General features: G+C 71.7%; 14 protein-coding genes. 5 read left to right on the forward strand and 9 right to left on the reverse strand.

Features of this window, described 5'->3' with window-relative positions:
* The 3 genes from ACFVWW_RS16860 to rsmI form a co-directional block, all read right to left on the reverse strand.
* Nucleotides 1-870, reverse strand: coding sequence for a TatD family hydrolase (locus ACFVWW_RS16860; RefSeq protein WP_384187698.1), 870 nt, complete (start codon nucleotides 868-870; stop codon nucleotides 1-3).
* 56 nt (nucleotides 871-926) lie between these two features.
* Nucleotides 927-1,394 carry a hypothetical protein gene (locus ACFVWW_RS16865; protein WP_384187699.1) on the reverse strand — a complete coding sequence of 156 codons (468 nt, stop codon included), beginning with the start codon at nucleotides 1,392-1,394 and terminating at the stop codon, nucleotides 927-929.
* Between the two features lie 128 nt (nucleotides 1,395-1,522).
* Nucleotides 1,523-2,410 (reverse strand): 16S rRNA (cytidine(1402)-2'-O)-methyltransferase, encoded by an 888-nt coding sequence (gene rsmI, locus ACFVWW_RS16870; protein ID WP_384187701.1) that lies wholly within the window; start codon nucleotides 2,408-2,410, stop codon nucleotides 1,523-1,525.
* A 53-nt stretch (nucleotides 2,411-2,463) separates the two neighbouring features.
* Here rsmI and ACFVWW_RS16875 point away from each other — a divergent pair, with 53 nt between their 5' ends.
* The gene (locus tag ACFVWW_RS16875) at nucleotides 2,464-4,185 is read left to right on the forward strand and encodes a dolichyl-phosphate-mannose--protein mannosyltransferase (protein WP_386879187.1); all 1,722 of its coding nucleotides are present in this window, start codon (nucleotides 2,464-2,466) and stop codon (nucleotides 4,183-4,185) included.
* 132 nt (nucleotides 4,186-4,317) lie between these two features.
* Here the strand turns inward: ACFVWW_RS16875 and ACFVWW_RS16880 are convergent, their stop codons facing one another.
* On the reverse strand, nucleotides 4,318-4,518 hold the full coding sequence (locus tag ACFVWW_RS16880; protein WP_384187772.1) for a hypothetical protein: 201 nt from the start codon (nucleotides 4,516-4,518) through the stop codon (nucleotides 4,318-4,320).
* 23 nt (nucleotides 4,519-4,541) lie between these two features.
* Here ACFVWW_RS16880 and ACFVWW_RS16885 point away from each other — a divergent pair, with 23 nt between their 5' ends.
* From ACFVWW_RS16885 to ACFVWW_RS16900, 4 genes are all read left to right on the forward strand, one after another.
* Nucleotides 4,542-5,207, forward strand: a complete 666-nt coding sequence (locus ACFVWW_RS16885; protein WP_384187905.1) for an SDR family oxidoreductase — start codon at nucleotides 4,542-4,544, stop codon at nucleotides 5,205-5,207.
* A 182-nt stretch (nucleotides 5,208-5,389) separates the two neighbouring features.
* A complete protein-coding gene (locus ACFVWW_RS16890) occupies nucleotides 5,390-7,027 on the forward strand; it encodes a penicillin-binding transpeptidase domain-containing protein (protein ID WP_386879188.1) in 1,638 nt (545 codons plus the stop codon).
* A 146-nt stretch (nucleotides 7,028-7,173) separates the two neighbouring features.
* Nucleotides 7,174-7,671 (forward strand): YbaK/EbsC family protein, encoded by a 498-nt coding sequence (locus ACFVWW_RS16895; RefSeq protein WP_384187777.1) that lies wholly within the window; start codon nucleotides 7,174-7,176, stop codon nucleotides 7,669-7,671.
* Nucleotides 7,668-8,519 carry an EamA family transporter gene (locus tag ACFVWW_RS16900; RefSeq protein WP_386879189.1) on the forward strand — a complete coding sequence of 284 codons (852 nt, stop codon included), beginning with the start codon at nucleotides 7,668-7,670 and terminating at the stop codon, nucleotides 8,517-8,519. Before ACFVWW_RS16895 ends, ACFVWW_RS16900 begins: the two co-directional genes overlap by 4 nt.
* Before the next feature lie 22 nt (nucleotides 8,520-8,541).
* On the opposite strand, the gene ACFVWW_RS16905 is transcribed toward ACFVWW_RS16900, so the two are convergent.
* From ACFVWW_RS16905 to ACFVWW_RS16925, 5 genes are all read right to left on the reverse strand, one after another.
* Entirely contained in the window at nucleotides 8,542-9,327 is a 786-nt protein-coding gene (locus tag ACFVWW_RS16905) for an SDR family NAD(P)-dependent oxidoreductase (protein ID WP_386879190.1), read from the reverse strand.
* Nucleotides 9,328-9,376: 49 nt separating this feature from the next.
* Complete coding sequence (locus ACFVWW_RS16910) at nucleotides 9,377-10,543, reverse strand: serine hydrolase domain-containing protein (protein WP_386879191.1); 1,167 nt, start codon at nucleotides 10,541-10,543, stop codon at nucleotides 9,377-9,379.
* A gap of 89 nt (nucleotides 10,544-10,632) precedes the next feature.
* Entirely contained in the window at nucleotides 10,633-11,406 is a 774-nt protein-coding gene (locus ACFVWW_RS16915; protein ID WP_384187787.1) for an energy-coupling factor ABC transporter ATP-binding protein, read from the reverse strand.
* The gene (gene cbiQ, locus ACFVWW_RS16920; protein WP_384333763.1) at nucleotides 11,403-12,164 is read right to left on the reverse strand and encodes a cobalt ECF transporter T component CbiQ; all 762 of its coding nucleotides are present in this window, start codon (nucleotides 12,162-12,164) and stop codon (nucleotides 11,403-11,405) included. Before cbiQ ends, ACFVWW_RS16915 begins: the two co-directional genes overlap by 4 nt.
* Nucleotide 12,165: 1 nt before the next feature.
* Nucleotides 12,166-13,266, reverse strand: a complete 1,101-nt coding sequence (locus ACFVWW_RS16925) for an energy-coupling factor ABC transporter permease (RefSeq protein ID WP_386879192.1) — start codon at nucleotides 13,264-13,266, stop codon at nucleotides 12,166-12,168.
* Nucleotides 13,267-13,519: the final 253 nt, after the last annotated feature.

Raw genomic sequence — 13,519 nt, forward strand, 5'->3', positions numbered from 1 at the left:
TCAGTAACCGAAGGCGTGCGCCGTATTGCGTGAAATCGCCTCCGCCATGGCGTCCTCACCGATCCCGCGCACTTCGGCCATCGCACGCAGCGTGACCGGAATGAGATAGGGCGCATTCGGCCGCCCCCGGTAGGGCGCCGGAGTGAGAAAAGGCGCATCCGTCTCCACAAGAACAAGCTCTATTGGCGCTACTTTGAGCGCATCACGCAACGGCTGAGCGTTTTTGAATGTCACATTGCCTGCGAAAGACATGTAGTAACCCGCCGCAGCGCAAATTTCGGCCATTTCCGCATCACCGGAATAGCAATGGAAGACCGTTTGTTCCGGGGCGCCCTCGTCGGCGAGGATCCGCAGCACGTCGGCGTGCGCCTCGCGGTCGTGGATGACGAGCGCCTTGCCGTGGCGTTTGGCGATCTCGATATGGGCGCGGAAGGAGCGCTCCTGGGCGGCCATGCCCTCGGGCCCGGTCCGGAAGTGGTCGAGCCCCGTCTCGCCGACGGCCCGCACCTGGACCAGGGCGGCCAGCCGGTCGATCTCCGCCAGCGCGTCGTCCAGCGCCGGGTCGCCGCCGCCCGCGCGGGCGCCCTGCCGCGACCAGCCGTCGGGGTCGCCGTGCACGATGCGGGGCGCCTCGTTCGGGTGCAGGGCGACCGCCGCGTGCACGTTCTCGTACGCCGCGGCCGTCTCGGCGGCCCAGCGCGAGCCCTTGAGGTCGCACCCCACCTGGACCACCGTCGTCACGCCGACCGAGGCGGCCTTGTCCAGGCCCTCCCCGACCGTTCCGTCCTGCATGTCCAGGTGGGTGTGCGAATCGGCGACCGGCACCCGCAGGGGCTCGGGCAGTGGCGGCGCGGCGTGCTTCGAACTCATGGGCGCGATCCTACGAGGATCGCGCCCATGGACTCACGTGCGGTGGAAGCGGCGGCTCACGTGCGGTGGTGGAAGGGGTGCAGCAGATCGGAGAGATGCCAGTGGTGCCGGCCCGCCCCGGCGGCGGAGGCGCCGGCGGGTATGCCGTCGGCCGATCCGGCGGATATCTCCTCGGCGGGCTGCGCGGACCCCTCCGCGGACTCCGGCTTCGTCTTCGTCTTCCCGGCCCGCTTGCCCTTGGCCGGGCTCTTGGCGGGGTGGTGCTGCTCCATCATCAGAGCCCGTACGGACGAGACCTGCCCGGACCGCATGATGCGGACGATGTGCCCGCCGCAGTTCTGGCAGGACGGGCTGGACAGCGGCGAAGGTACCCGCACCCCGTTGGACTTGTAAACGACGAAATTCTGTCCCGAGCCGTCGACGTGATGCTCTATGTCGTAGGCCTGCTCCCAGCCGTGCCCACAACGCATGCAACAAAAGGCATATGCCTCGTGGGCTACGGCGGTGCCCGTGATCTCACTCATGCCAGCTCCTCTCCACGGACCCAGTGGACGCCTTTAATGGCGGGAGCGCATCAGCGCCTGTCGATTAATGGAATGCTCTTGGCCTTCTCATGCCCCAAAGGCCCGGCACGCGGTCTGCGCTTTGCTTTTCACGATAGTCCTTTACCGTCCGCGGGGGACGTTCGCGCGGCATTTTTTGCCGCGACGACCGCGTCGAACACCTCGCGCTTGGGCACCCCGGCCTCGGCGGCGACGGCGGCGATGGCCTCCTTGCGCCGCTCCCCCGCCTCCTCCCTCACGCGCACCCGTTGCACCAGCTCGGCGGGATCCAGTTCCCCGGGCCCCGACTCCGGTGCGCCCTCGACGACGACGGTGATCTCGCCCCGTACGCCCTCGGCCGCCCAGGCCGCCAGGTCACCGAGGCCACCGCGCTTCACTTCCTCGTACGTCTTGGTCAGCTCGCGGCAGACGGCGGCCCGGCGGTCGGCGCCGAAGACCTCGGCCATCGCGGCGAGGGTGTCGTCGAGCCGGTGGGGCGCCTCGAAGTACACGAGGGTGCGCCGCTCGGCCGCGGCGTCCCGCAGCCGGCTCAGCCGCTCGCCCGCCTTGCGCGGCAGGAAGCCCTCGAAGCAGAAGCGGTCCACGGGCAGCCCGGAGAGCGCCAGCGCGGTCAGCACGGCGGACGGTCCCGGCACGGCCGTGACCTTGATGTCTCGCTCCACGGCCGCCGCCACCAGCCGGTACCCCGGGTCGGAGACGGACGGCATGCCGGCGTCCGTGACCAGCAGCACCCGCGCCCCGCCCACCAGCGCCTCGACCAGCTCGGGCGTCCTGGCGGATTCGTTGCCCTCGAAGTACGACACGACCCGGCCACGGGTCTGCACGCCCAGCGCCTGGGTCAGCCGGCGCAGCCGCCGGGTGTCCTCCGCGGCGACCACGTCGGCGGTCTCCAGTTCGGCGGCGAGCCGGGGCGGCGCGTCCGTCACATCACCGATGGGCGTCCCTGCGAGTACCAGCGTTCCGTTCACATCCGCCATCCTCGCAGGGCGCGACGCACCCCTCGCACAGCGGCGTTCCCTACGATGGCGCGGTGACCAGTACTGCGCCAGAAGCCCTACAGGGGCACGACGCCGGCGACAAGCCGCCCTCATGGCCTCAGCGGCTCCGCCGATTCGGCCATGCGCCCAGGCCGGTGATCGGGCTGCGCGAGCGGCTGGTGCCGCCGTACACCCGCCCCTCGGAGCGGCTGTGGGCCGTGCTCGCGGTGCCGCCCCTCCTCGCGGACCGGCTGGTCCGCTGGTCGGCCTGGGGCGGGCCGCTGCTCGTGGCCCTGGTCGCGGGGGTGCTGCGGTTCTGGCACCTGGGCAGCCCCAAGGCGGTGATATTCGACGAGACGTATTACGCGAAGGACGCCTGGGCGCTCATCAACCAGGGGTACGAGGGCAGCTGGCCCAAGGACATCGACAAGCAGATCCTGAAGGATCCGTCCCTGGTCCCGGTGCCGACCGACCCCGGGTACGTCGTCCATCCGCCGGTGGGCAAGTGGGTCATCGGCCTCGGTGAGCAGCTGTTCGGGTTCACGCCCTTCGGCTGGCGCTTCATGGTGGCGGTGCTCGGCACCCTGTCGGTGCTGATGCTGTGCCGGATCGGGCGGCGGCTGTTCCGCTCGACGTTCCTCGGATGCCTGGCGGGCGCGCTGCTGGCCGTCGACGGCCTGCACTTCGTGATGAGCCGTACCGCGCTCCTCGACCTCGTGCTGATGTTCTTCGTGCTGGCCGCCTTCGGCTGTCTGCTGATCGACCGCGACTGGTCACGGCGGCGGCTGGCGGCCGCGCTCCCGGTGGACGAGGAGGGGGTGCTCCGCCCCGACGTCGAGGTCGCGGAGTACCTGCGGCTCGGCTGGCGGCCGTGGCGGCTGGCGGCCGGGCTGATGCTGGGCCTGGCTTTCGCGACGAAGTGGAACGGGCTCTACATCCTGGCCGCCTTCGGGATCATGGCCGTGCTGTGGGACGTGGGCGCGCGCCGGACGGCGGGCGCGGTGCGGCCGTACTGGGCGGTGCTCCGGCGGGACCTCGTGCCGGCCTTCTTCTCGACGGTGCCGGTGGCGATCGTCACGTACGTCGCCTCGTGGACCGGCTGGATCGTCAGCGACAAGGGCTACTTCAGGAACTGGGCCGAGACCCAGGGCAAGGGCGGCCACTGGACCTGGCTGCCGGACTGGCTGCGCAGCCTGTGGCACTACGAGAACGAGGTCTACAGCTTCCATGTGAACCTGACCTCGGGCCACACCTACCAGTCGAACCCCTGGAGCTGGATCGTCCTGGGCCGCCCCGTCTCGTACTTCTACGAGGACCCGGCGGCCGGCTCCGACGGCTGCCCGGCGTCGACGGCCGGCAAGTGCGCCCGCGAGGTGCTGGCGATCGGCACGCCGCTGCTGTGGTGGGCGGCGGGCTTCGCGCTCTGCTACGTCCTGTGGCGCTGGTTCTTCCGGCGCGACTGGCGCGCGGGCGCCATCGCCTGCGCTGTCGCGGCGGGCTGGGCACCCTGGTTCCTGTACCAGGAGCGGACGATCTTCCTCTTCTACGCGGTCGTCTTCGTGCCGTTCCTGTGTCTCGCGGTGGCGATGCTGGTCGGCGCGCTGGTCGGCCCTGCGGGCTCGGACGAGAGACGCCGGACGATCGGCGCGGTCGGCGCGGGCGTGCTGGTCCTGCTGATCATCTGGAACTTCATCTACTTCTGGCCGCTCTACACGGGCACCTCGATCCCCGTCGACTCCTGGCGCAACCGGATGTGGTTCGACACCTGGGTCTAGTGCCCCTCCCGGCAACGTTTGCCCCGTCGCGACGCCCAGCACGCGCGCTCGCGGCGTTGGCCAAAAGCCCAGGTAGCTCCGGCCGGCGGAGCGAACCATCCACCGCTCAAGAGTTTCCGGGCGGTGGCGGAGTCAGCTCGCGTCGCCGAGGGCGTCGGCCGCGGCGGCGCCGATCCTGGCGAGGCGGGCGAGATCGGTGCGCGGCACGGTGGCGCAGCGCTCTGCCACAGCGCAGGCGAACGCGTCGCTCATCTCCTCGCCCACCTCGCGGCCCTCGTCGGTGAGGACAACGCGGCTCACCCGGCGGTCGGCCGGGTCGGTCTCTCGGCGCACGAGACCGCGCCGTCGCCGAACGCCTGGGCGCGGACGGCGCGGCCGTCGTCGTCAACTACCGCTCGGACGCGGACTCCGCGGCAAAGGCCGTCGCCGCCGTCGAGGCGGCCGGTGGCCGGGCGACAGCCGTGCGTGGCGACGCCGCCGAGCCGGCCGAGCTGCGGAGGCTGTTCGACACCGCGGTGAAGGAGTACGGCGGCCTCGACATCGTGGTGTGCAACGTCGGCGTCGCCCGTTTCGCATCCATCGCCGAGACCACCGACGAAGACTTCGATGTGATGTTCCGGACCAACACCCGCGCCACCTTCACCGCGCTGCGCGAGGCCGCGATACGGGTGCGCGACGGCGGACGGATCGTCGTCGTCTCCAGCGGAGCGGCTGTCACCCAGCGCCCCGGATCCGGCGTCTACGCTGCTTCCAAGGCCGCGGGCGACGCGCTCGTCCGCACCCTCGCCCACGAGCTGGGCCCACGCCGCATCACCGTCAACAGCGTGCTCCCCGGCGCCACCGACACCGATGCGCTCGCCGCCCAGCTGCCGCCTCAGGCCCGCGAGCAGTTGGCGACACAGATCCCGCTCGGCCGCCTCGGCCGGCCCGACGACATCGCCGACGTCGTCGGTTTCCTTGCCTCCGACGCCGCCCGCTGGATCACCGGCCAGGCCATCCGAGCGGGTGGCGGGATGTTCTGACGATTCGGCTCTGCACCGAAAAGCCGGCCGTTGACGGCCACCAGTTGCCCCGGCGCGGCGCGAAACAGCGGCCCGTCGCAGTCCGATAACGCTCCCCCTCCTGACGCGCCTGTCCCGTAGAGTGCATCCGATACTTCCTTTGAACATGTTCAAAGGAGCTCCTGGGGAGGGGGACTGCACAGATGCGCAGTGGAGTGAAGGTCGCCGTGGTCGGCGGAGTGTTCCTCGTCGTCGCCGGCGGGGTGGGATACGGCGCGTACAACGTCTACAGCGGGATCACCGGTGGCATCTCGGACACCACCAGCACGTCCGCGACGCGCGAGATCGAGACCGGACCGCTGAGCGACGAGGAGATCGACAAGGCGGCGAAGGCGTTCCTGACCGCCTGGGCGAGCGGGAGCGAGGCGTCCGACGTCGCCCAGCTGACCAACAACGCCACCGCCGCATCGCCCGTCATCAGCGGCTACCGCGACGAGGCCCATGTCACCGACGCGGTGATCACACCGGGGAAAGCGGTCGGCGCGAAGGTGCCGTTCACGGTCAAGGCCACGGTGGCGCTCGACGGCAAGACCAAGCCGTGGTCGTACAGCTCGGAGCTGACGGTGGTGCGCGGGCTGACCACCGGGCGGCCGCTGGTCGACTGGGCGCCTTCGGTGATCCATCCGAAGCTCACGAAGAACACTCACCTGACCACGACCGAGGCCGCCACCCCGCCGATCGAGGCGGTCGACCGCAACGGCAAGGTGCTGACGAAGGAGAAGTACCCCTCGCTCGCGCCCATGCTCGACCAGCTGAGGAAACGGTACGGCGCCGACGCGGGCGGCACGCCGGGCGTCGAACTGGCGTTGAAGAGCGACGGTGACAGCACGCCTGGAGAGACGCTGCTCACGCTCGCCAAGGGCAAGACGGGCAAGCTCAGGACCACGCTGGACGCGAACGTGCAGGCGGCCGCCGAGCAGGCGGTGAAGAAGTACAGCGAGGCGTCGGTCGCCGCCGTCAAGCCGAGTACGGGCGAGATCCTGGCCGTCGCCAACAACCGCTCGGACGGCTTCAACGCGGCGATGCTCGGCAAGCAGGCGCCCGGCTCCACGATGAAGATCGTGACCGCCGCGATGCTGCTGGAGAAGAACCTGGTCTCCGCCCTGCGGCCGGCCGAGTGCCCGGCGACCGCGATGTACCAGGGCCGTACGTTCCAGAACCTGGACGGCTTCTCGATTCCGAACGGCACCTTCGCGCAGAGCTTCGCCCGCTCCTGCAACACCGCCTTCATCAAGCTGATCGACGACACCAAGGACGACTCCGCGCTGAAGAACGAGGCCGAGCAGGTCTTCGGCATCGGCCTCGACAACTGGCAGACCGGCGTCCCGTCCTACGACGGCAGCGTTCCGTCCGCGACCGGCGGCGAGGCGGCCGCCCAGTACATCGGGCAGGGCACGGTGCAGATGAACGTCCTCAACATGGCGTCCATCACGGCCACCGCCAAGAACGGCACGTTCAAGCAGCCCATTCTCGTGGCGCGTTCGCTGGACGACCGGCAACTGGCCACCGCCACGCGCTCGCTGCGGTACTCCGTGGCCCAGCAGCTGCGCGACATGATGCGGCTCACGGCGACGAGCGGCACGGGCGCGAACGCGATGGCGGGGCTCGGCGGCGACAAGGGCGCGAAGACCGGCTCCGCCGAGGTCGACGGCCAGACCACGTCCAACAGCTGGTTCACCGGATTCCAGGACGACCTGGCCGCGGCGGCGGTCGTCGAGGCCGGCGGGCACGGCGGCGACGCGGCGGGCCCGGTGGTGGCGGCGGTACTGGGCGCGGGGTGAGGCCCAGGGTGACGGTGCGGCCCGCGGAGGTCCCGTGTGCCACCGGCCCCGCGGCCGGTCCCGTACGCCTCCGTGCCACCGGCTGCTCCGGGCGGACTCCGGAAGCCGGTCGCACGGCCCGTACCGCGACCGCTAGCGTGCGGTCCATGAGCACTCCCGAAACCGCCGCCCATCCCCGTTTCGTCGAGGCCCTGCGTGAGCTCGGCCTCGACGGTCTCACCGAACGGGTCCGCCGTTTCCCGGACGCCACCCGCACCGCCGCCGAGGCCGCCGCCGCCGTCGGCTGCGGCCTCGGCGAGATCGTCAAGTCGCTGGTCTTCGAGGCCGACGGGGTGCCGGTCCTGGTGCTGATGGACGGCGCCTCACGGGTCGATGTGGAGCGCGTACGGCAGGAGTTGGGCGCGGCGGCCGTCAAGCGGGCGAACGCCGAGCTGGTCCGGGAGACCACGGGTTACGCCATCGGCGGCGTGCCGCCCTTCGGTCACCGTACGAAGACCCGGGTGCTGGCCGATCAGGGGCTGCTCGGCCACGCGGTGGTGTGGGCGGCGGCCGGCACTCCGCACACGGTGTTCCCCATGGACCCCACGTCCCTGGTCACGCACGCCGGCGGCACCGTGGTGGACGTCCGTGAGCGCAAGGGGTGACCCCCCTCGTCGCCGCCGCGGTCCTGGTGGCCGCCCTCACCCATGCCGGCTGGAACGCCATCGCCCATACGATCAAGGACCAGTTGGTCGCCTTCACCCTGATCGCCGGGGGCGCGACGGTGATCGGCGCGGTCGTCGCCTGCTTCGCGCCGCTGCCGCACGCGGCGGCCTGGCCGTATCTGATCGTCTCCGCGCTGCTGCACGTCGGCTACCAGGCGCTGCTGATGCGGTCGTTCAGCCTCGGTGACTTCGGCCAGATGTACCCGATCGCCCGCGGCACGGCGCCGCTGGTGGTCACCGTGCTGGCCGCCATCTTCGTGGGCGAGTCCCTGGACGCCTGGCAGGGGGCGGGCGTCGCCATCGCCTCGGCGGGGCTGGTCGGCGTCGCGCTGTGGGGCATCCGGGGCTCGAAGACCGCGCCACAGTGGCCCGCCCTGCTGGCCGCGCTGGCGACGGGCCTGTCGATCGCGGCGTACACCGTCGTGGACGGTGTCGGCGTACGCAACTCCGGCTCACCGATCAGCTATATCGCCTGGCTGATGATCCTGGAGGGCGTCCTGATCCCGGCCTACGCCCTGTACGCCCGCCGCGGCCTGCTCCTCGCCCAGCTGCGCCCGCACGCGGCGCGTGGCCTGCTCGGCGCGGTGCTCTCCCTGATCGCGTACGGCCTGGTCCTCTGGGCCCAGACCCGCGCCCCGCTCGCCCCGGTCGCCGCCCTGCGCGAATCGTCGATCATCGTCGGCGCGGCGATCGGCGCGGTCTTCTTCAAGGAACGCTTCGGCACCCCGAGAATCGCGGCGGCGGGCCTGATGGTGGTGGGCATCAGCCTGATGCTCCACACGAGTTGAGCGAGCGGACAGGCCCCCTCCCTCAGTCCTGGCCGCCGATGGCCTCGCCGCCGATCGCCCGGCGCAGGCCCACGTTGCTCGTCAGGAGGCCGCCGTCGACCGGCAGGGTCGTGCCCGTGATCCAGGAGGCGTCGGGGGACGCCAGGAAGGCGACCGCGGCGGCGATGTCGTCCGGGGTGCCGACCCTGCCCATCGGGTAGTGGGCCGCCGCGCGGCCCAGTTCGGCCTCGCGGCCCGTCCAGGCGTCCGTGTGGATCGTCCCCGGCGCGACGAGATTGACGCGGACACCACGCGGCGCCGCGTGGCCCGCGAGGGTGCGGGTGAGGCTCGTCAGGCCCGCCTTGGCCGCGCTGTAGGCGTGGTTGCCGAAGTCCTGCTCGCCGTTGACCGAGCCGATCGTGACGATCGAGCCCCGGCCCGACGCCACCAGGTGCGGAAGCGCCGCGCGGGCGCAGCGGAAGGCGCCCGTCAGGGTGACGTCGAGATCACGCGCCCAGACCTCGTCCGGCTCGTCCTCGAAGAGCGGGGCGTCGGGCGTGCACGCGTAGGCGTTGTTGACCAGGACGTCGAGGGAGCCGAAGCACTCCACGGCATACGCCACCGCCGCCTCGACCGACGACCTGTCGGCCACGTCGCAGCCGAACGCCACCGCGCCCGGGATGCTCCCGGCCGCCGTCGCGGCCCGCTTCTCGTCCAGGTCGGTGACCAGGACGCGCGCTCCTTCGGCCGCCAGTCGACGGGCGGTCGCCGCGCCGATGCCCTGGCCCGCTCCGGTGATCAGTACGCCGTATCCGTCGAATCGCTGCATCCGGCGATCATGTCGCCGAGCGCACCGCCCACGCCAGAGCCCGGCGGCCTCACAACGACGAGCGCACCGCCCGCACCAGGGCCTGTGCCCGCGGGTCCGCCGTCACTCCCTTCCGCATCCCGTTCGTCACATACCCGAACGCGATCCCCGACTCCGGGTCGGCGAACCCGAGCGAGCCGCCGCGCCCCGGGTGGCCGAAGGAGCCCGGACCCAGCAGCGGCGCGGCCGGGCCGTGCAGCATGAAGCCGAGGCCGAAGCGGGTGGCGACGACCAGCACCCGGTCGGGGCCCGCCGACTCCTCCGTACGCGCCAGGGTGAGGGTCGCCGGGGCGAACAGCCGGTGGCCGTCCACGGGACCGATCATCGCGGCGTAGCAGCGGGCCAGCGCCCGGGCGGTCGAGATGCCCCCGGAGGCCGGGAGTTCGGCGGCGCGGTACGCCGGGTCGTTCTCGTCGGGACGCGGCTCGATCACCGCGAACGCGCGCCGGGTGAGCGACCGCGGGTCCTGGTACGCCTCCGAGACGGACCGCTTGGGCCGCAGCCTGAGCGCGCCCCCGCCGCCCGCCGGCTCCTCGACCGGCCCGATCCGCCCCACCCGGTGCGCTTCCTCGGCCGGCAGTCCGACCCAGAAGTCCAGGCCCAGCGGCCGGGCGATCTCCTCGGCGATCCATCGGCCGATGCTCCGCCCGGTCACCCGCTTGACCAGCTCGGCGATGAGCCAGCTGTAGGTGTGCGCGTGATAGCCGTGGTCGGTGCCCGGCTCCCAGACGGGCCGCTGAGCGGCGAGGGCCAGCGCGCCCGACGTGCCGTCGACGGCCTCCGCCGGGGTCAGTGGCCGGTCGAGGACGGGCACCCCGGCGCGGTGCGAGAGCAGATGCCGTACGAGCGCCCGCTCCTTGCCCGCCGCCTTGAACTCCGGCCAGTACGTGCCGACGGGGGCGTCGAGATCGATCTGTCCGCGCTGGTGCAGCAGCAGCGGTACGGCCGCGGTCACGCCCTTCGTCGCCGAGCGGACGACCTGCGCCGTGTCCAGGGCCCATGGCTCCAGGACCGTCGTCTCGTCGGCGTTCCGCGTGCCCGCCCACAGGTCGACGACCTTGTACCCGTCCCGGTACACGGCGACCGCCGCGCCGCGTTCACCGAGATGCTCGAAGTTCCGTACGAAAGCGTCCCTGACCGGCTCGAAGCCCGCCGCCACCGTCCCCTGGACGTCCACGCCCGCACTCCCGCCCGCCGGTACCGCCGCGTCGCACCGCCCGCGCCGTACCGCTCATCGCCCCGCCACGCCCCGGCGGCGCGACCCCTCTATGGTGCAACGTGCCCCGGCGACACGGAACGCGGGTCGAAACCGAACGGCAGCTCCAGCCGGTGCGCGCCCATCAGCTCCTCGTCGCCGAGGAGTTGCGAGGTGGGCCCGTCGGCCACGATGACGCCGTCGCTGAGGATCACCGCGCGGGGGCAGAGTTCGAGAGCGTACGGCAGATCGTGCGTGACCATCAGCACCGTGATGTCCAGCGACCGCAGGATGTCGGCCAGTTCACGCCGGGAGGCCGGGTCCAGGTTGGACGAGGGCTCGTCGAGGACGAGGATCTCCGGTTCCATCGCCAGGACGGTCGCCACGGCGACCCGGCGGCGCTGCCCGAAGGAGAGGTGGTGCGGCGGCCGGTTCGCGTACTCCGCCATCCCGACCTGGGTCAGCGCGGCGACGACCCGGGCCTCCAGCGCGGCGCCGCGCAGTCCGGAGGCGGCCGGGCCGAAGGCCACGTCCTCCCGCACCGTCGGCATGAACAGCTGGTCGTCCGGGTCCTGGAAGACGATGCCGACCCGGCGCCGGATCTCGGCGAGATTGCGCTTCGCCACGGGCAGCCCGGCGACCTCGACGGAGCCGGCCCCCGCGGTGAGGATGCCGTTGAGGTGCAGGACGAGCGTGGTCTTGCCGGCGCCGTTGGGGCCGAGCAGGGCCACCCGCTCACCGCGCCCGACGGTCAGATCGACGCCGAACAGCGCCTGGTGGCCGTCGGGATACGCGTACGCGAGGCCACTGACCTGGAGCGACGCCGGTACGGGAAGAGCGTTCATAGGGTCCAGCCAAGCAGACAGACGGCGAGCGCCGACAACGGGAGGGCGGCGGCGTACGACCACTGCGCCCGGGACGCGGTCACCTCGTCGATGACCGGCATGGTGCCCGCGTACCCCCGGCTCACCATCGCCAGATGGACGCGCTCACCCCGCTCGTAGGAGCGGATGAAGAGCGCGCCGGCGGACTTGGCCAGCACACCCCAGTGCCGTACGCCCCGCGCCTCGAAGCCGCGCGAGCGCCGGGCGATCGACATCCGGCGCATCTCGTCGGTGATGACATCGCCGTACCGGATCATGAAGGACGCGATCTGGACCAGCAGGGGCGGCAGCCTGAGCCGCTGGAGTCCGAGCAGCAGGGAGCGCAGCTCGGTCGTGGAGGCGAGGATCACGGACGCGGCGACGCCGAGCGTGCCCTTCGCGAGGACGTTCCAGGCGCCCCAGAGGCCGGGAACGCTCAGCGACAGCCCCAGGAACCGCACTTGTTCGCCGGGGACCACGAACGGCATCAGGACGGCGAAGGCCACGAAGGGGATCTCGATCAGCAGCCGGCGCAGCAGGAAGCCGGCCGGCACGCGGGCCACGACCGCGGCCGCCGCCAGCAGCACCGCGTACAGGCCGAAGGCCCAGATCGCCTCGCGCGGGGTGGAGACCACCACGACGACGAAGCAGAAGACGGCGGCGAGCTTGCAGTGCGGGGGCAGCTCATGGACCGGCGAGTGCCCGTGCCGGTAGAGCTTGTGGGCGTGGCCCGCGCCCATGTCAGGCCTTCCCGCCGACAGAGCCGGCGGGACCGGCGGGACCGGCGGGACCGGCCGGCAGGGACTCCCCGGCCGTACGGCGGCGGCGCACCGCCCAGAACACGCCGCTGCCCACGGCGACCGTGGCGCCCACTCCGATCACACCCGCGACACCGCCGGCGAGCCGGGCGTTCGAGACGTCCTTGACGCCGTAGTCGGCGAGCGGCGAGTCGGCGGTGTGGTGCTCCTCGGTCTTCTTGTCGATGCCCTGGTCCGCGGCGACCTTCTCCAGGCCGTCGGGGTTGGCGGAGGCGTAGAAGGAGACGAAGCCGGCCAGCACGAGGGCCGTGACCAGGCCGGTCGCCCAGACCCGCCGGGTGGAGCGGGCGGCCACGGGCGAACCGGCCGGCGGAGCGGCGGAGGGCTCGGGCCTGGCGTCGACCAGCTCGCCGCCGACGCGCAGCTTCAGCGGCGCGGTCAGCCCCCGGGCGCCGTACACCAGGTCGGGGCGTACGGCGATGACGGCGCCGACCGTCAGCGCGGTGATCATGGCCTCGCCGATACCGATGAGCACATGGACACCGACCATCGCGGTCAGCACCTTGCCGATCGGGATGTCCGTGGTCCCGCCGACGGCGTACAGGGCGGTGAAGGCGGCGGCCGCGGCCGGTACGGAGACCAGCGCGGCGATGAACGCGGAGACGGTCACCGAGCGGCGTGTCCGGGGCAGGACCGTGACCAGCCCGCGGAAGAGCGCGTACGCGACGACGGTCGTCACCAGCGCCATGACGGTGATGTTCACCCCGAGCGCGGTCAGCCCGCCGTCCGCGAAGAGGATGCCCTGCATCAGCAGGACGACCGAGACACAGAGCACGCCGGTGAAGGGACCGACGAGTATCGCCGCCAGGGCTCCGCCCAGCAGATGGCCGCTGGTCCCGGCCGCGACGGGGAAGTTCAGCATCTGTACGGCGAAGATGAACGCGGCGACCAGTCCGGCGAGCGGGGCGGTGCGCTCGTCCAGCTCGCGGCGCGCGCCGCGCAGGCTGACCGCGACACCACCCGCGGCGACGACACCGGCGGCGGCCGAGACCGGCAGGTTGATGAATCCGTCGGGGACATGCATGGCGGGGCTCCGCTTCCTGCGGGGGACGGGGGACGGGGCGACGAGAACCGTCTGATGATAGGTCCCTCTTGCGAATAAGTTGCAAGAGCAGGTTGTATGCGGGCTGCCGGTGCGGTGTTCACCAGATGAGACATCAGTGAACATGCGACTCAAGCGGCACCCTTTGTAGAACCTTTGTAGAATTGGGTGGTGAATGTCCGATAAGAGATGGTTTGTGACGCACCTCAAACGGACTCCGCGCCGCAGCAGCCGC

Source organism: Streptomyces sp. NPDC058198, assembly GCF_042882605.1.
Taxonomy (GTDB): Bacteria; Actinomycetota; Actinomycetes; order Streptomycetales; family Streptomycetaceae; genus Streptomyces.

Coding starts and splice junctions, on each gene's coding strand:
- ACFVWW_RS16860 (WP_384187698.1), bottom strand. CDS start 870: ATGAGTTCGAAGCACGCCGCGCCGCCACTGCCCGAGCCCCTGCGGGTG.
- ACFVWW_RS16865 (WP_384187699.1), bottom strand. CDS start 1,394: ATGAGTGAGATCACGGGCACCGCCGTAGCCCACGAGGCATATGCCTTT.
- rsmI (WP_384187701.1), bottom strand. CDS start 2,410: ATGGCGGATGTGAACGGAACGCTGGTACTCGCAGGGACGCCCATCGGT.
- ACFVWW_RS16890 (WP_386879188.1), top strand. CDS start 5,390: ATGCGCAGTGGAGTGAAGGTCGCCGTGGTCGGCGGAGTGTTCCTCGTC.
- ACFVWW_RS16895 (WP_384187777.1), top strand. CDS start 7,174: ATGAGCACTCCCGAAACCGCCGCCCATCCCCGTTTCGTCGAGGCCCTG.
- ACFVWW_RS16905 (WP_386879190.1), bottom strand. CDS start 9,327: ATGCAGCGATTCGACGGATACGGCGTACTGATCACCGGAGCGGGCCAG.
- ACFVWW_RS16915 (WP_384187787.1), bottom strand. CDS start 11,406: ATGAACGCTCTTCCCGTACCGGCGTCGCTCCAGGTCAGTGGCCTCGCG.
- cbiQ (WP_384333763.1), bottom strand. CDS start 12,164: ATGGGCGCGGGCCACGCCCACAAGCTCTACCGGCACGGGCACTCGCCG.
- ACFVWW_RS16925 (WP_386879192.1), bottom strand. CDS start 13,266: ATGCATGTCCCCGACGGATTCATCAACCTGCCGGTCTCGGCCGCCGCC.